Origin of the sequence: Streptomyces sp. NPDC015032 (assembly GCF_043080425.1) — a bacterium.
Classification (GTDB): Bacteria; Actinomycetota; Actinomycetes; order Streptomycetales; family Streptomycetaceae; genus Streptomyces.
In genome coordinates this window covers 31,263-47,396 of record NZ_JBIBVN010000050.1, presented here as the reverse complement: position 1 = coordinate 47,396, position 16,134 = coordinate 31,263, and the positions used below count along the sequence as shown (strand labels likewise).

General features: G+C 69.8%; 18 protein-coding genes. 11 read left to right on the top strand and 7 right to left on the bottom strand.

What is annotated here, in order from left to right; all coding sequences use genetic code 11:
• Nucleotides 1-100: 100 nt before the first annotated feature.
• Nucleotides 101-676, bottom strand: a complete 576-nt coding sequence (locus ACF08M_RS37290) for a VOC family protein (protein ID WP_392189742.1) — start codon at nucleotides 674-676, stop codon at nucleotides 101-103.
• 254 nt (nucleotides 677-930) lie between these two features.
• Here ACF08M_RS37290 and ACF08M_RS37285 point away from each other — a divergent pair, with 254 nt between their 5' ends.
• The 4 genes from ACF08M_RS37285 (at nucleotide 931) to ACF08M_RS37270 (ending at nucleotide 5,813) form a co-directional block, all read left to right on the top strand.
• Complete coding sequence (locus ACF08M_RS37285) at nucleotides 931-1,299, top strand: type II toxin-antitoxin system RelE/ParE family toxin (RefSeq protein ID WP_392189741.1); 369 nt, start codon at nucleotides 931-933, stop codon at nucleotides 1,297-1,299.
• Between the two features lie 2 nt (nucleotides 1,300-1,301).
• Nucleotides 1,302-1,670, top strand: a complete 369-nt coding sequence (locus tag ACF08M_RS37280) for a helix-turn-helix domain-containing protein (RefSeq protein WP_392189740.1) — start codon at nucleotides 1,302-1,304, stop codon at nucleotides 1,668-1,670.
• Nucleotides 1,671-1,777: 107 nt separating this feature from the next.
• Nucleotides 1,778-4,360: a bifunctional FO biosynthesis protein CofGH gene (locus ACF08M_RS37275; RefSeq protein WP_392189739.1), complete on the top strand. Its 2,583-nt coding sequence runs from the start codon at nucleotides 1,778-1,780 to the stop codon at nucleotides 4,358-4,360.
• 283 nt (nucleotides 4,361-4,643) lie between these two features.
• The gene (locus tag ACF08M_RS37270; protein WP_392189738.1) at nucleotides 4,644-5,813 is read left to right on the top strand and encodes a serine hydrolase domain-containing protein; all 1,170 of its coding nucleotides are present in this window, start codon (nucleotides 4,644-4,646) and stop codon (nucleotides 5,811-5,813) included.
• A 67-nt stretch (nucleotides 5,814-5,880) separates the two neighbouring features.
• Here ACF08M_RS37270 and ACF08M_RS37265 read toward each other — a convergent pair whose 3' ends face one another.
• Complete coding sequence (locus tag ACF08M_RS37265; protein WP_392189737.1) at nucleotides 5,881-6,543, bottom strand: MerR family transcriptional regulator; 663 nt, start codon at nucleotides 6,541-6,543, stop codon at nucleotides 5,881-5,883.
• Nucleotides 6,544-6,610: 67 nt separating this feature from the next.
• Here ACF08M_RS37265 and ACF08M_RS37260 point away from each other — a divergent pair, with 67 nt between their 5' ends.
• The 4 genes from ACF08M_RS37260 to ACF08M_RS37245 are packed head-to-tail and all read left to right on the top strand — an operon-like array spanning nucleotide 6,611 to nucleotide 8,838.
• The gene (locus ACF08M_RS37260; RefSeq protein WP_392189736.1) at nucleotides 6,611-7,951 is read left to right on the top strand and encodes an MFS transporter; all 1,341 of its coding nucleotides are present in this window, start codon (nucleotides 6,611-6,613) and stop codon (nucleotides 7,949-7,951) included.
• Nucleotides 7,851-8,174 carry a PfkB family carbohydrate kinase gene (locus ACF08M_RS37255; RefSeq protein WP_392189735.1) on the top strand — a complete coding sequence of 108 codons (324 nt, stop codon included), beginning with the start codon at nucleotides 7,851-7,853 and terminating at the stop codon, nucleotides 8,172-8,174. The genes ACF08M_RS37260 and ACF08M_RS37255 overlap by 101 nt, the downstream gene beginning before the upstream one ends.
• Nucleotides 8,066-8,692 carry a 2'-5' RNA ligase family protein gene (locus ACF08M_RS37250; protein WP_392189734.1) on the top strand — a complete coding sequence of 209 codons (627 nt, stop codon included), beginning with the start codon at nucleotides 8,066-8,068 and terminating at the stop codon, nucleotides 8,690-8,692. Before ACF08M_RS37255 ends, ACF08M_RS37250 begins: the two co-directional genes overlap by 109 nt.
• The gene (locus tag ACF08M_RS37245) at nucleotides 8,689-8,838 is read left to right on the top strand and encodes a hypothetical protein (protein ID WP_392189733.1); all 150 of its coding nucleotides are present in this window, start codon (nucleotides 8,689-8,691) and stop codon (nucleotides 8,836-8,838) included. The genes ACF08M_RS37250 and ACF08M_RS37245 overlap by 4 nt, the downstream gene beginning before the upstream one ends.
• A gap of 96 nt (nucleotides 8,839-8,934) precedes the next feature.
• Here the strand turns inward: ACF08M_RS37245 and ACF08M_RS37240 are convergent, their stop codons facing one another.
• Both ACF08M_RS37240 and ACF08M_RS37235 read right to left on the bottom strand, forming a co-directional pair.
• On the bottom strand, nucleotides 8,935-9,135 hold the full coding sequence (locus ACF08M_RS37240) for a DUF397 domain-containing protein (RefSeq protein WP_392189732.1): 201 nt from the start codon (nucleotides 9,133-9,135) through the stop codon (nucleotides 8,935-8,937).
• Nucleotides 9,132-9,956 carry a helix-turn-helix domain-containing protein gene (locus ACF08M_RS37235; protein ID WP_392189731.1) on the bottom strand — a complete coding sequence of 275 codons (825 nt, stop codon included), beginning with the start codon at nucleotides 9,954-9,956 and terminating at the stop codon, nucleotides 9,132-9,134. The genes ACF08M_RS37240 and ACF08M_RS37235 overlap by 4 nt, the downstream gene beginning before the upstream one ends.
• Before the next feature lie 158 nt (nucleotides 9,957-10,114).
• Here ACF08M_RS37235 and ACF08M_RS37230 point away from each other — a divergent pair, with 158 nt between their 5' ends.
• Nucleotides 10,115-10,396, top strand: a complete 282-nt coding sequence (locus ACF08M_RS37230) for a sulfatase (protein ID WP_392189730.1) — start codon at nucleotides 10,115-10,117, stop codon at nucleotides 10,394-10,396.
• Between the two features lie 73 nt (nucleotides 10,397-10,469).
• Here ACF08M_RS37230 and ACF08M_RS37225 read toward each other — a convergent pair whose 3' ends face one another.
• On the bottom strand, nucleotides 10,470-10,745 hold the full coding sequence (locus ACF08M_RS37225; protein WP_392189729.1) for a hypothetical protein: 276 nt from the start codon (nucleotides 10,743-10,745) through the stop codon (nucleotides 10,470-10,472).
• A 233-nt stretch (nucleotides 10,746-10,978) separates the two neighbouring features.
• Here ACF08M_RS37225 and ACF08M_RS37220 point away from each other — a divergent pair, with 233 nt between their 5' ends.
• Nucleotides 10,979-12,094, top strand: a complete 1,116-nt coding sequence (locus tag ACF08M_RS37220) for an ADP-ribosylglycohydrolase family protein (protein WP_392189728.1) — start codon at nucleotides 10,979-10,981, stop codon at nucleotides 12,092-12,094.
• Nucleotides 12,095-12,194: 100 nt separating this feature from the next.
• Here the strand turns inward: ACF08M_RS37220 and ACF08M_RS37215 are convergent, their stop codons facing one another.
• Complete coding sequence (locus ACF08M_RS37215) at nucleotides 12,195-13,775, bottom strand: sodium:solute symporter family protein (protein WP_392189727.1); 1,581 nt, start codon at nucleotides 13,773-13,775, stop codon at nucleotides 12,195-12,197.
• Nucleotides 13,776-14,212: 437 nt separating this feature from the next.
• Nucleotides 14,213-14,995 (bottom strand): SDR family oxidoreductase, encoded by a 783-nt coding sequence (locus tag ACF08M_RS37210; protein ID WP_392189726.1) that lies wholly within the window; start codon nucleotides 14,993-14,995, stop codon nucleotides 14,213-14,215.
• 80 nt (nucleotides 14,996-15,075) lie between these two features.
• On the opposite strand from ACF08M_RS37210, the gene ACF08M_RS37205 reads away from it, so the two are divergent.
• Entirely contained in the window at nucleotides 15,076-16,035 is a 960-nt protein-coding gene (locus tag ACF08M_RS37205; RefSeq protein ID WP_392189725.1) for a hypothetical protein, read from the top strand.
• The last annotated feature ends 99 nt before the right edge of the window (nucleotides 16,036-16,134 follow it).

Here is a 16,134-nt window from a genome sequence, read left to right as displayed (position 1 = left end):
CGCGAGCTGTCCGGCGTTGCACCGGACCAGGCGGTGGCCGGACCTCTCATCAGCGTCTCCGACGGCACCTCCCGGGCCCGGTGACACCACCCCCCCCAGGTCATCCGTTCGACAGGGGGCAACAGTCATGCCGGGCCCGGAGGCCAGCGGCCCTCTTGCAGGACCGCGAAAAACATAACGGGGTGATCCCGATGGCCTCAAGGTTCCGCGCCTCCTGACTGGCCGGATCAAAGGGCTTCGCCGCAGTGAGAACGATCCGTGCGTTCTCGGGGGTGACCACCTCCACATCGCGGGTGTTCCAGGGAGTGTCCCGCGGACCGTCGACCGAGTCCGGGCGCAGCGCACGACAGGCCTCCACAAGGGAATCGACCTGGCTGAGCACGCACGAGAAACTGAGGCTCATCGCCGGCGCCTGCTCCGGAACGCTCGCCGCCCGGACGAGGAGTACGTCCTGGAACGCCCACCGGCGCAGATGCACAAGCCTGCCGGGGATGCTGAACAGCTCGAAGAACCCGAGCCCACGAATCCAGAAGTCCACCGACGCCGCCAGATCGGTCGTGGGGATCGTCACGAAAGCGGGCATTCCATAGATGCCACGGAACAGCTCCGGCGGAACCGCATCCGGGCCGGGAGTGGGTACGGGACTCATCTCGAACGCGTTGTAATGGTCGCTCATGCACCCCACCTTCCGGCCTCACGCAACGTGAGGGTCAAGCCGTGTGTGGTGTCGTTCATGCCGACGTCGACCCGCTGCGCGGTGATCCGCACGGGCCACCCCGCCTGGCTGGGCCGCCACACGGCAGTCTCGACCGGCCAGGGTGGTCGGCGAGGCGGCGTGGGCTGAACCGGACGCGGGGCCGTGAGCATCGGCCGACGTGGCGAGAAATCGGATGGAATCCCGCCTATATAAATTTCTGTATAGTTGTTCGCGTGGAACCACCTTGGCGAATCGAGATCGAGCCCGAGGTTCGGCAGTGGCTGGCGCTGCTTGCTGATGCTCAGTACGACAAGGCTGAACGGGCAGCGGACATGCTCGCGGCGAAGCCCACAACTCTGGGCGAGCCCTACGCCAGGCACCTTGGTGGCAAGGTGCGTGAGTTGCGCTTCATCATGGACGGCAGCGCGGTGCGCATCACCTACTGGCTCGCCCCCGAGAAGCGAATCGTGCTGCTGACGGTGTTCCGGAAGACCAAACAGCGTGAGACTGCCGAGGTCGAGCGCGCTCAGCTGGCCCAAAAGGTGTGCGAGGCGGATCATGGTGCGGCCGCGCACACATACGACCGGAGCGAGGAGGCATAGTCGTGGATCACTCCCAGTGGAAGACACGGCAGACCAGAAAGCTTCTGGGGGAGGCAGTCGAGGAGTCGCCTACCTACGTCGAGGCCGGGTACGCCTTTGCGCTGGGGCAGGCTGTCTATGACCGACGGACCGAACTCGGGTTGTCGCAGGCCGAGGTTGCCCGTCGCGCAGGGATGACGCAGCCGCAGATTTCCCATATCGAGGGCGGCGACTCTGTCCCGACCCTGGCTCTCCTGACGCGCCTGGCCAAGGCTCTGGACGCTTCACTCACCATTGATCTGGACGGCGACACCTCGGCGTTCTCCTTCACCGCGCACGAAGGCGGCGGTCCGGGTGGGATCGGAGCGGGCGGGCGCTCCTCGGCCGCCTGACGCAGCTCAGCCCCGGTACGCAGACGGCTCGGGCCCGCCGGAGCTGTTCGGGCTCCAGGCCAGATGCCCTGGTCCGGGGTACGGGCCTCGCTCGTATGCTCGGGTTCATGACCGATCCTCAGCGCGGACGCCCGACCACCAATTCCATGCGGCGCGCCCTCAAGCGGGCCCGCGACGGTGTCGCCCTCGACGTGACCGAGGCCGCCGTTCTGCTCCAGGCGCGGGGCGACGATCTGACGGATCTCGCCGCCTCGGCCGCCCGGGTCCGTGACGCCGGTCTCGAAGCCGCCGGTCGGCCGGGAGTCATCACGTACTCCCGCAAGGTCTTCATCCCGCTGACCCGGCTCTGCCGTGACAAATGCCACTACTGCACCTTTGTCACCGTCCCCGGCAAGCTCCGGCGTGCGGGCCACGGGATGTTCCTGTCGCCCGACGAGGTGCTGGCCATCGCCCGAGAGGGCGCGGCCATGGGCTGCAAGGAAGCGCTGTTCACGCTGGGCGACCGGCCCGAGGACCGCTGGCCCGAGGCGCGGGAATGGCTGGCGGCCGAGGGATACGACGACACGCTCGCGTACGTGCGTGCCATGGCGATCCGTGTCCTGGAGGAGACCGGTCTGCTGCCGCACCTCAACCCGGGCGTCCTGAGCTGGACCGATCTCCAGCGGCTCAAGCCCGTCGCGCCCTCCATGGGCATGATGCTGGAGACCACGGCCACCCGCCTGTGGTCCGAGCCGGGCGGCCCGCACCACGGCTCCCCGGACAAGGAACCGGCCGTACGCCTCCGCGTCCTCGAAGACGCGGGCCGCTCCAACGTCCCGTTCACCACCGGCATTCTGATCGGCATCGGCGAATCGTACGAGGAGCGCGCCGACTCCCTGTTCGAGCTGCGCAAGACCGCCCGCGCCTATCACGGCATCCAGGAAGTCATCGTCCAGAACTTCCGCGCCAAGCCGGACACCGCGATGCGCGGCATGCCGGACGCCGAACTGGAGGAGCTGGCCGCGGCCATCGCCGTCGCCCGGCACATCCTCGGCCCGTCCGCCCGCATCCAGGCGCCGCCGAATCTCGTCGACGCCGAGTACGCGCTGCTCATCGGCGCAGGCATCGACGACTGGGGCGGCGTCTCCCCGCTCACCCCCGACCATGTGAACCCCGAACGCCCCTGGCCCCACATCGACGAACTGGCGTCGAAGACCGCCGAGACGGGCTTCACCCTCCGCGAACGCCTCACCATCTACCCGGAGTTCATCCGGCGCGGTGAGCCCTGGCTCGACCCCCGCCTCCTCCCGCACGTCCGCGCCCTCGCCGACCCGGAGACGGGGCTGGCCCGGGAAGGAGCGGTTCCGTCCGGCCTGCCCTGGCAGGAGCCCGACGAGGAGTTCGGCGCCACCGGCCGCACCGACCTGCACCGCACCATCGACACGGAGGGCCGTACCGGCGACCGCCGCGAGGACTTCGACGAGGTGTACGGGGACTGGGAGGCGCTGCGCGAGGCAGCGGCACCCGGCATGGTGCCGTCCAGGATCGACACGGACGTCAGGTCCGCGCTCGGCCAGGCCGCCGACGACCCGACGAGGCTCACCGATGATCAGGCGCTCGCCCTGCTCCACGCGGACGGCCCGGCGCTCGACGAATTGTGCCGGATCGCGGACACCCTGCGCCGTGACGTGGTCGGCGACGACGTCACCTACATCGTCACCAGGAACATCAACTTCACCAACGTCTGCTACACGGGCTGCCGTTTCTGCGCCTTCGCCCAGCGGCGCACCGACGCCGACGCGTACACCCTCTCCCTGGACCAGGTCGCGGACCGGGCCGCGCAGGCATGGGACGTCGGCGCGGTCGAGGTCTGCATGCAGGGCGGCATCCACCCGGACCTGCCCGGCACCGCGTACTTCGACATCGCACGGGCGGTGCGGGAACGCGCTCCCGGCATACACGTACACGCCTTCTCGCCGATGGAGGTCGTCAACGGGGCGACCCGTACCGGCATGTCGATCCGCGACTGGCTGATCGCCGCGAAGGAGGCCGGGCTCGGCTCGATCCCCGGCACGGCGGCCGAGATCCTGGACGACGAGGTCCGCTGGGTCCTCACCAAGGGCAAACTGCCCACGGCGACCTGGCTGGAGGTCATCAGGACCGCCCACGAGGTGGGCCTGCGCTCCTCCTCCACGATGATGTACGGACACGTCGACCAGCCCCGCCACTGGCTCGGCCACCTGCGGACGCTGGCCGGCCTCCAGCAGGAGACGGGCGGCTTCACGGAGTTCGTCACCCTCCCGTTCATCCACACCAACGCCCCGGTCTACCTGGCGGGCATCGCCCGCCCCGGCCCGACCGACCGCGACAACCGGGCCGTCACCGCCATGGCCCGGCTGCTGCTCCACCCGCACATCACCAACATCCAGACCAGCTGGGTGAAGCTCGGCGCGGAGGGCGCCGCCGAGATGCTGCGCTCGGGCGCCAACGACCTGGGCGGCACCCTGATGGAGGAGACCATCTCCCGTATGGCGGGGTCGAGTTACGGCTCCTACCGGTCGATCCAGGACCTCGTCGCCATCGCCGACCTGGCCGGTCGCCCGGCCCGCCCGCGTACGACGCTCTACGGCGAGGTGCCGCAGGAACGGGTGGCGGCGGCCGCCGCGTCCGACGGCCACCTGCCGCAGCTGCTGCCCGTGCTGCCGGACTGAGCCGGATGCCGCCGGCCCGGCCGGGACGCCGCTCGATGCGGACCACTTCCGAAGGCACGGCCGGCCCGTCGGCGACGCCGGGGCCCGCCGTGTCTGCGTACATGCTGTACGGAGCACCGGATGTGGGACGCCCTCCCGCTCCCCCGCCGCGTCGGGCGAGCGCACCGGGGGATAGCCCTACCCGGAAGTGGGCGGGTAGCGGGATCACTTCGGGCGGCCGCACTCGGAGATGCTGGGCCGTGCACACACAGCCAATTCCCCTCGATTTTGCAGGAGTTGTTTCGTGCACGAGCAGACGTGGCAGAAGTTCCGTTCTCGCACCGGGAAGCAGAGTGTTCGGCGCAGGGTGGTGTCGGTCGCGGTGGCCGCCGGTGCCATGACGGTGGGTGTGCTGGCGCCTCCGTCGGCATCCGCGACGACCAGGCCGGACACCGTCCAGCAGAGCCTGAACGCGCTGGTGCGCAGCGACGGCATGCCTGCCGCGCTGGCGAGCGTCAAGGGCCGCGATGGCCGTACCCGTACCTACACCGCGGGGGTCGGCGACCTGGCCACCGGCTCGAAGGTGCCCAAGGACGGTCAGGTGCGGATCGGCAGCAACACCAAGACGTTCACCGCGGTGGTCATGCTGCAGCTGGTGGGTGAGGGGAAGGTCGGCCTCGACACCGCGATCGACACCTATCTGCCGGGTCTCGTACGCGGGGACGGGATAGACGGACGCCGCATCACCGTCCGCCAACTGCTCCAGCACACCAGCGGACTTCCCAATTACACCAATCATATGGACATCGCCAACCTTCAGCACCGTTACACCGAACCCCGCGAACTTCTCGACATCGCCCTCAAGCAGAAGGCCGACTTCCCCCCGGGCACGAAATGGGAGTACAGCAACACGAACTACCTGCTGGCAGGCCTGATCATCCAGAAGATCACGGGCCGTCCCGTGGGCGAGGAGATCACCCGGCGCGTCATCGACCGCGCCGGACTGCGCCACACGTACTTCCCCGCCCCCGGCGACATGACCATCCACGAGCCCCACCCCAAGGGCTACTTCAGGGATTCGGCGGACGGACCGCTGCGCGACTACACGGAAATGGACCCCTCCTGGGGCTGGGCGGCAGGCGCGATGGTCTCCACCAACACCGACCTCAACCGGTTCCACGCCGCGCTCCTCGGGGGCCGGCTCCTCCCGGCGGCTCAGCTCGCCGAGATGCGCACCACCGTCCCCGCCGACGACCTCGGCACCGGCGCCGGCTACGGACTGGGTCTGGCGAGCGTGCCGCTGTCGTGCGGCGGTGTGTACTGGGGCCACGGCGGCGACATCCCGGGATACGAGACCCGAGGCGGTACCACCGACGACGGCCGCGCCGTCAGTGTCGCGGTGACCACCCTGCCGGCCGACGAGGCAGCCGCGCAGCGGGTGCAGAAGACCGTGGACACCGCTCTGTGCCGCTGATCCGCAGGGCGGGCCGGGGGCCCGCGCTCCGGAAGCTGCCGGTGCGCCGGGCGGGCCGGGAGGCCGCCTAGGAAGGTTCAGCGGAGCCTTCCGGGCGGGCTCCCCGGCACTCGTCCGGCTGGTCCATCTCGTGGGGCTTGTGGGGCTTGTGGGGCTCGTATGACTCGTGCGGCTCGTATGAGTCGTGTGACTCATGCGGCTCGTGTGATTCAGACGATTCAGGCGATTCGTGCGGCTCATCCGGCTCACCCAGCTCACCCGGCTCACCCGGCTCGTCCGGCAGGAAGAAGTCCGTGACGTGTGGCGTGCTGTTCAGCGCGGCGTCGACCCGGCCCCGGATGTATTCGCCGGTCATCGGGCAGGCCAGGGCATCGTCGGTGCGGCAGCCGAGCATATGGCTGAGGACCGCCACGGCATGGTTCAGCTTCTCGATCCGCTGAAGCATCGCGTCCCGCTGGGCGGTGATGAGCCCGAGGCGGTCCTCGACCTTCTCGCTGCCGACGATCGCGCTCGTCTCCGCGAGGGTCAGCATGCCGTCGTCGTGCCAGAGCTGAGCGTAGGCGAGCCGGGCGAGGTCCTCGCGGCTGTAGTAGCGAACGCGTCCCCGGCGCTCGCTGTGCCGGAGGAGCCCGCGTTCCTCGTAGAACCGCAGGGCCGGGACCGTCAGCCCGAAGGCCTCGGCGACCTCGCTGATCGAGTACAGGTCCTTCACGGTCACCTCCGCAGGCACTTGCGCTCAAGCTTACTTGAGCGTGAAAGGTGACAGGGTCGCATCGCCCCGCCACCGGAAGGCTCCCGTGTCCGCTCCCGCTCCCGTTCCCGTCGCCCAGGCCCCCGCACGCACCGCCGACGCCCCGCCCGGCGGAACGGCCTCGGCCGTGATCCTGGTGACCGGCTTCGTCCTGCTCAGCCTGAACACCCGGGTGGCGTTCGGGCAGCTCGGCCCGCTCGCGCCCGTGGCGGGCTTCGGGACCGGGACCGTCACCGTGCTCGGTCTGCTGCCACCGCTCTGCATGGGCGCGTTCGCCCCGCTCGCCTCACTGGTCCGGCGCCGGTTCGGGGAGGAGCGCGGCCTGTTCGCGGCCAGTGTCCTGCTGCTCGCCGGGGCGGTCGTCCGGATGCTGGGACTGCCCGGCCTGTTCGTCGGCACGGTGCTCGTCAGCATCGCCACGGCGGTCGTGAACGTACTGATACCGGTCTTCGTCCGCAGCCGCTTCGCCCACCGCCGGGTCGGCGTCATGATGGGCGTCTACGCCCTGTCCATGGGCGCCGGTTCGGCGCTGGTCGCGGCGCTGATGGTGCCGGTGTGGCAGGCGAGCGGGCACTCGTGGGAAACCGCGATCGGCCTTGCGGTGATACCCGCGGCCCTCGCGGCGGCCGGTATCGCACCGCAGCTGCGGGGGGCCGCCGGCTCCCGGCCGGTCGACACTGCACGGACGACGCAGGAGAGGCCGGAGGCCCGGAGGGCCACGGCAGGGCAGCGGGGCCCGGCCGGTGGAGTCCTGCGCACGCCGCTGGCCTGGAGCCTGGTCGGGTTCTTCGGCTTCCAGACGCTGCTCTTCTACACCACGCTCGCCTGGCTGCCCGCGATCCTCGTCGACGCCGGTGTCTCCGGGGCGGCGGCCGGGAACATGCAGTCGCTGTTCATCGTCGGCGTCGCCGTCGGCGGCTTCACCGCCCCGGTGCTGGCGGCCGCACGCACCGATCAGCGTCCGCACATCGTCGCGGTCATTCTGACCTGCGCGGCCGGTTACGTGGGCCTGCTGACCGCACCCGCATCCGCGCCCGCCGTCTGGGCGCTGGTGCTCGGGACCGGCCTCGGCGGCGGCCAGGCGCTGGCCGGAGTCCTCTACGTCAAACGTGGCAAGGACCACGACCACGTGGCGGCCCTGTCCGCGGTGGCGCAGACCGGCGGATACCTCGTGGCCGCCACGGGCCCGGCGACCGCGTCGCTGCTCCACACGGCGACGGGGGCGTGGACCGTGCCCCTCGTCACCTTCCTGGGCGTGCTCGCGTTGAGCCTCGCGGCGAGTCTTCGTGCCGGTTACGACCGGCGCGCTGTGGGCCGCCGCTTCCGGCACGGTGGTCCACGAACCGACCACGACCGTGGAGCCGGTGGACCGGACCGGGGGCGGTGACGCCTTCAATGCGGGAGTCATCGCAGGACGGCTGTTCGGTGAGCCGCCGCCGGCATGTCTGCGCAGAGGGCTCGACGCGGCGTTGCATGTGATCACGAAGATAGGAGCTCATCCATGGCCAGGTGGCTTGGTGTCGCGCTGCTTCCGTGCGCGGACCACACGCGCTCGGCGATCCGGCTGCAGAAGAACCTGGGAGGCGACCGTCCCCTGCGGCCTCTGCTGAGCGAGGAGGGCAACCTGCCTCATCTGACGGTATTCCAGGGGCCCTTCGCCGACTCCCTCGAACCGGAGCGGGAGCTGGCCAGGATCAGTGCGTCGGTGAGCCTGCCCGACGAACTGTCTCTTGCGTCCGCCGGCATCGTTCACCAGTCGACCGGCTGGCTGTTCATGTCCGTCGAAAGGCCGGTGCTTCTCCAGAAGCTGCAGGAAACCGTGGTGGACCGTCTGGCACCCCACCTCGACCGCGAGGCATTCGACACGTCGAAGGATACGTCGAGGTTCACGGAGGCCGAGTGGGCGAGTTTCGCGCAGTACGGGTACCGCTACACCGGCGATGCCTACGCACCTCACATCACGCTGGGCCGGACAGAAGAGGACACAGCCCTGGAACTGGTTCGGACCGCGCCCGAGCGCATTCATGTCCCCGAGGAGTGGACCTTCGACCGGCTCAGTTTCTACGTGATGGGTGAATACGGTGCCCACGCGGAGAAGATCGCCGAGTTGCCGCTGGCCTCCGCGTGAACCAGCCGCACACCCTGCACCGTGCCGCTCAGGCCGTGCTGGGGGCGGCCGGGCGGGAGTTCACGCCGGGCTCATCGGTTCTGGTCGCGGGCGCGCCGTCGCTCGCCCGCGACCTGATAGCCGTTGGGGAGTCCCTCGTGGTCTGAAGCCCTGCAACGGCCCTCCCGCGGTGAACTCCGCACCGCACCCGGCAGGCCCCGCCCCGCGCGGGTGTCCGGGGCGGGTGGCGTGGGGGGCAGGGATCAGCGCCCGGCGACGAACCCCACGAAGGCGGTCCAGGCGGTGGCGGTGATGACGAGTGCGGGGCCGGTGGGGGTCTTGCTGTCGCGTACGGGGACGAGGCCGGGGTAGTTGTCGGCGACCTCGACGCAGTTCGTGCCGCCGCCATCGCTGAAGCTCGACTTGCGCCAGGCTGCGGTGGAGAGGTCAGGCGTACGCTTCATGATCGGTGCTCCTCCAAGACGCCCCGGATAAACGCCAGCGAGTCCGACGGGGACAGCGCCAGATCTCGGACTCGATCGTAGGACAGCCGATAGTCCGCAACCTTGTCAGGATCTTCGATCAACTCACCGAATTCGTTGCCCTCGACGTAGGCAACGGAACTGCCATCCGGTGCCCACAGCAGCCAGAGGTGGCTGCCCATCAGCCCATGTATGCCCGCGCTGAAGGGGAGTACTTGCAGGGTGACGGACGGGAGCTCTGCAACCTCGATCAGATGGGTCAGTTGGTCCGCCCAGACCTTCGGGTCTGTGGCCTGACGCCGAAGAGCCACCTCGTCAAGGATCACCCGCACTTGTGGAGCCGGACTGCGGTGCAATATCTCCTGACGGCCGAGGCGCGCAGCGACCTGTTCCTCGACCCACTCCGCGTTGCCGTTCGCCGCCGGGGAGGCCGACAACATCTCGCGTGCGTACTCCTCGGTCTGGAGCAGCCCTGGCACGGCCAGTTGGTACATCCACATGATGCGGGCCAGATTCTCCAGCCGCATGAACTCCTTGTACTTGTCCTTGAAGACCTCCCTCCGGGCCACCTTCCACAGCTGAACCAGCAGCCCCCCGGACTCGTAGTGCCGGTCCAGATCCTCCATAACGGCGAGCTTCGAGAGCCGCTGGCCCATCTCCAGCCGGTACAGATAGCTCTTGTCGTACCGTGTCTCCTCGGCGAGTTGGCCGAGCGATCTTCCTGACTTCTCCCGGAGATAGCGCAACGCGCGCCCCAGCGCCGCCCGCCCCGACTCCTCATCCTCTTCGCCGAGTTCAGCCATGTCAGCCCCTCCCTGTTGTCCCCTTCGCGGGCAATTGCGCGCCTCTGCCGAGCGTAGGCCGACGGGCGTGACCATGAGGGCACGAACGGTGATCACCACCCTCCTGTGGTGTTCCTTCCTTTCCCGCCCCCGCCCAACCTCCGCCGCAAGGAGCCGACATGACCGAAGAGAGCCTCCGCCTCCTCCCCTGGACGTCCCCCGAGGGCAGGCCCTGCTACCTCAGCACCGATGACCCCGGCAGCAGGCTCTCGCGGCTGGCCGACGAGATGGAGGCCGATCAACTCGACTGCGGCGAGGACGTGGCTGCCGGAGCCGCAGCCGTACTGGCGGACGAGGCGGCGGGGGAGCTCGCCCTGCGGTTCGCCCTCACCCAGGCCATCGCATCGCTGCGGGAGGTGCTTGTCGTGGCCCGTAGCCGGGGCGGACGTCTGCGCGGCTGAGCGTCGCCACGGGAGGTGCTCGTCGTGGCCGGGTGGCTGGGGTGGAGTCGTGGAGGTTCGTGCCCGCCGAGGTTCAGTGGAGGCCGACCATGCCGGGGGAGTCGATGTCTACGGTCAGGATGCCGGGGGGATAGTCGTCTTCGCGTCCGGTCAGGATGATCGACATGCCGCCGCTCTCCTGGTGAGGCGTTGCCACGTACAGCGCATGACACACGTCCGGCCCTCCCCAGCCATCACGCACCATTCCGCCGACGGTGGCCGCTGCCGCCTGGTCGAGCGGGTCGACGAACACCCCCGGGAGTGCCAGCACATCGCGTGCGAGCCCCTGCGACGCCGATTCGCCCTGCATGAGGCACAGGGCCGGGATGTGCAGCCAGTCTCCGGGTGTGTGGGTGACGTTGTCGGCGAGAAGGTGGGGGTGTGGGACGTCCCTGACCCGTCCCCGACCGGTCAAAAACGACCTGCGGGACGTCCGTCCACATACCCACGTGTACTTGATTCCGTACCTTCAACCGACGGTCCCCGTTCGATTACAGTGCTGCGCAGTCGCAGGCTGCGGGCGGTCGACGGGGGAGGGGCACGGTGAGCACAGGGACCACAGGTGTCTGGGGCCGTGCAGAGCAGCAGGACTTCCGCAGCCGGGTGCGTGGCGCTCTGCTGGGCGGGGCCATCGGTGACGCGCTCGGGGCGGGGGTCGACGGGCTGACGCTCGAAGAGATCCGGGCCGCCCACGGTGTCGACGCCGTCACCGACTTCGTGCCCGCGCACGGCGGGCGCGGCACCGTCACCGCCGTCACCCAGCTCAGTATGTTCACCGTCGACGGGCTGATCCGCGCACAGGTCCGGCGCGACACCGGCGCCTGGCACCCGCCCACCGATGTGCACCGGGCCCATCTCCGCTGGGCGGCCACCCAGCACGACTGGGGGCCCGACGAGCGACGCAAGGACAACGGCTGGCTCGCTCAGCAGGAGTGGCTCTACGACCGCCGCGCACCCACCCGGGAATGCCTTACCGGGTTCGGGGACGCCGTCATGGGCACCCTCGACCAGCCCAAGAACCCCACCGCACGGGACTCGGCGGCCCTCACCCGGTCCGCGCCGTTCGGGCTGCTCGTCGGCTGGGAGCCCCAGCTCGTCCTCCAACTCGCTGTCGAATGCGCCGCCCAGACCCACGGCCACCCCGCCGCGCTGCTCGCCGCGGGCGCCCTGGCCCTCATCGTGCACGGGCTGGCCCGCAGCGAGACCCTGGACGGTTCCGTCCAGCACGCCCTGGCCCTGCTCGCCGAGCGCCCGGGGCACGAACCGGTCACCGAGGCGCTTAAGCAGGCCCTCGGCACCGTGCGCCAGGGCATCCCGGGACCCGCCCTGATCGAGTCGCTGGGCGCCACGGGGGCGGCCGAGGAGGTCCTGGCCGTCGCCGTGTACTGCGCCCTCGTCAGCGAGGACATACGGCACGGGCTGCGGCTGGCCGTGAATCACGGCGGGCCCTCCGCGGCCACCGCGGCCCTGTGCGGGGGGCTGCTCGGCGCGCTGCACGGCGAGACCGCGCTGCCCCCGGCCTGGCTGGCGGAGCTGGAGGGCCGGGCCACTCTCCTCGAACTCGCCGACGACTTCGCGATGGAGATGACCCAGGGCCCGGCTCTGCACAGCCCGTCGGCCGCCGCGCCGGGCTGGCTGGCCCGCTATCCGCGCGGCTGAGCCCTCGCCGCAGGGGGACAGTGGGGGCAGGAAGACGGAAAGGGCGGGGTACCGGGCCGCCGCAATCCGTACCCCGCCCCTCCTCGTACAGCCGTGGGCGTCAGTCCTTCGCACCCCCCGCGACTGCGGTGTCCCCGGGGCCGGCCTGGGCCGGAACCGTCGCCCCGGTATCCGAGCCGCCGTCCCCGTCCCCGTCCGTGTTGATCTTCTCGATGACCGCGTCGCGCTCCGGGGTGTCCTCCGGCTTGATGAAGCCGATCACGACGTAGAGGACCAGCGAGATCGCCAGCGGCAGCGCCACCTGGTACTGCAGCGCGACGTCCGTCTTCACCGAACCGTCGAAGTCGTAGTTGGTGAAGTAGAACGCCAGCAGGCCCGCCGCCCAGCTGGTCAGCGCCGCCGTCGGTCCGGACCTGCGGAAGCTGCGCAGCAGGCCGAGCATGAACGGGATCGCGATCGGGCCCATCAGGCCGGCGACCCACTTGATGACGACGGAGATGATGTCTTTGAACGTCGGTGAGTTGATCTGGGTGGCCAGCGCCATCGACAGGGCGAGGAAGCCGAGGGTGGACAGCCGTGCGGCCAGCAGCCCGGCCCGGCTGCCCCAGTCGCGCGCCGCCTTCGAGAGGATGGGCGCGATGTCGCGGGTGAAGACCGCCGAGATGGCGTTGGCGTCCGAGGAGCACATGGCCATCGTGTGCGAGAAGAAGCCCACGACGACCAGGCCCAGCAGACCGTGCGGCAGCAGCTGTTCGGTCATCAGGGCGTAGCTGTCCGAGGCGTCCGGCTTCTGTGCGTGGACCAACAGCGGGGCGCACCACATCGGGAAGAACAGGACGGTCGGCCAGACCAGCCACAGCACGGCCGAGAGCCGGGCCGAGCGCTTCGCCGCGGCGGCGGACTCCGTGGCCATGTAGCGCTGGGCCTGGTTCCACATGCCGCCGTTGTACTCGAAGGTCTTGATGAAGAGGTACGCCAGCAGGAAGGTCACGGTGTACGGGCCGGCCGTCGGGTCGGTGTGGCCCTCGGGCAGCTTGTCCCAGACCGTCCACAGGGTGCTGAAGCCGTCGAGCTTCGCCATGGCGGTGACGAGCATCGCCACCCCGGCGAAGAGCTGGATGACGAACTGTCCCAGCTCTGTGAGCGCGTCCGCCCACAACCCGCCGACCGTGCAGTAGACGGCGGTGATGCAGCCGGTGATGAAAATGCCCTGGGTGATCGAGATACCGGTGAAGACGGAGAGGAGGGTGGCGATGGCCGCCCACTTGGCACCGACGTCCACGATCTTCAGCAGCAGACCGGACCAGGCGAGCGCCTGCTGGGTCGGGATGTTGTAGCGGTTCTTCAGATATTCGAGCGGGGACGCGACATGCAGCCGTGAGCGCAGCCGGTTGAGCCGGGGTGCGAAGAGCTGGGCGCCGATGCCGATGCCGATGGCGATCGGCAGCGACCAGGTGACGAAGGAGGTGACGCCGTACTGGTACGCGATACCGGCGTAACCGGTGAACATCACCGCGCTGTAGCCGGACATGTGGTGCGAGATGCCGGACAGCCACCACGGCATCCTGCCGCCGGCCGTGAAGAAGTCGCCGACGTTGTCCACACGCTTGTGGGACCAGAGCCCGATCGCGATCACCACGCCGAAGTAGCCGATGAGCACGACCCAGTCGAGACTGTTCATGTGCCCCCTCCTGGGGTCCGCCTTGTGAACGGGTACGCACTTCGTCGGTACGGCCGTTCAGCGGTGCCCCGTGCGGGAGTGGGGACTTCGGGGATTGAACCGCCTGTCCATCCCCTCGGTCAAGGTTTTCGCGATCAGAGATGTGAACGCCGATCAGCAAGTAGAACGAATTTGCTTGTTCTTGACCTGCGTGAGCGTTGTCGCGAACATGGCGGCGGTCACACGATGAGCGGGCACTTCGTCAGGCTGTGCAGAGCACCGGAAGCACCCGAGGAGCGCCGGAGGCATCCGAGGGGCACGGAAGGATGCGAGGAGCGCGGAGGGATGCGAGGAGCACGGAAGGGCCGCACGGGATGCGGGTCCCGCGCGGCCGGAGAGGGGGAGGTGAGGGGGGGAGCGAGGGGGGAGGCGAGGGGAAGTGGCTCCGCGAGGCGGTCCTACCGCATCAGCTCGCCGGCGTTCACCAGCAGGGACTGACCGGTGATCGCCCGCGCCCGGTCCGAGGCCAGGAACGCGACGGCCTCGGCCACATCGCCGTCCGTGGCCAGGTCCGGAAGTGCCATGCGCTCGGTGAGCCTGCCGAGCACCTCGGCCTCGGGTACGCCCTCGGTGTGCGCGGTGAGCTGTACGTACGCCTGCACCGGCGGCCCCCACATCCAGCCGGGCAGCACCGTGTTCACCCGGATCCGGTGCGGGCCGAACTCCCGCGCCATGGAGTACATCGCCGAGGTGAGTGCCCCCTTCGACGCCGCGTACGCCGCCTGCTGCACCTGGGACGGTGCGGCCACCGAGGACTGCGTACCGATGACGACCACCGAGCCGCCCCGTTCCTTGAGGCCGGGCAGGCAGGCGCGGGTCATCCGTAGCGTGCCGAGCAGATTGACGTCGACGACCGACTGCCAGGTGGCGAAGTCGGCGTCCTCGATTCCGCCGAAGTAGCTGTCCCAGGCGGCGACATGGACCACCGCGTCGATCCTCCCGAACCGCTCCAGCGCCAGCGCGGCGAGCGCCTCGCACCGTGCCTCGTCCGTGATGTCGGTGGCCAGATGGGCGGTACGCCGGCCCTCCGGATCGATCTCCGCGGCCGACTTGGCGAGATGTGCCGCGGTGCGCGCCCCGAGCACCGCGTTGCCGCCGTCCCGTACGACCGTTGCCGCGACCTGGTGCCCGAGCCCGGCGCCCACCCCGGACACGATGACGGTCTTCCCCGCGAGCAACATCGGCGGCCTCCCGGCTCTGGCAGTTCTGCTGACGGAGCGTCAGAGTAGGACGCCGCTGCGGAGTACGGAAGGGGAACGGCATGAGCGAGGAGACACGGGGCGACGGTGCGCGGGGTCGCGGGGCAGGCGGCGACGGGGCGCGGGGTGGCGGTGCGCGGGGCGACGGGACGCGGGGCGACAGCGCGCGGGGTGACGGGGTACGGGGCGACGGGACGCGGAGCGACACCTACGCCGAACTGGCCGCGCTGGGGCCGTACGGGGTCCATCCCGGTCACGCGCTGATCACCATGGTCGAACCGCACCCGGGCCATGAGTACGCGTACAACCGCTGGTACGAGGACGACCACTACTACGCGGGCGCGATGGCGATGCCCTGGATGTTCGCGGGACGCCGCTGGGTCGCGACCCGGGAGCTGCGGGAACTGCGCTACCCGGAGAAGTCCGCGGTCGCGCAGCCGGTCGGGGCCGGCTGCTATCTGTCGACGTACTGGGTGACGGAGGGGCGCTACGACGACCACATGAAGTGGACCGTCGGGATCAACAAACGGCTGAACCGGGACGGCCGGGTCTACCAGGACCGCACCCATGTGTTCACGTCGTTCCAGGACCATGAGGCGACGGTCTACCGGGACGGTGCCGCGGGCCCCCGGGATTTCCACGCGCTCGACCACCCGTACCGCGGACTGGTCCTCCAGGTGATCGATGCCGAAGGGGTGCGGCAACGGGCCGAGTTGCTGGAGTGGCTGCGCTCGCGGCACCTGCCGAAGCGGCTGGGCGGCTCTCCGGCGGCGATGGTGACCGTCTTCCGTCCCACGCCGCTGCCGGGCGACCGGATGAGCTATGTGAAGCAGGTCGAGGGCGTCGACACCCGGCTGACCCTGTTGTGGTTCCTCCAGGAGGATCCGCGGGACTGCTGGGCCGGGCATTTCACCGGGCTCGACGCGGTGGTCGTGGAATCCGGGCTGGGGCGGGTGGAGTTGGTGGCGCCGTTCATCCCGACCGTGCCCGGCACCGATCTCCATGTCGACCGACTGCGCTGAGTGGCCGTCCTGGCCGAGGGGGCCCGGAGAAGCATCGAGCCCCCTCGGCCAGGACGGCGGACCAGTCGAGAGGGCTACCGGCAGCACGGGAACATCGAT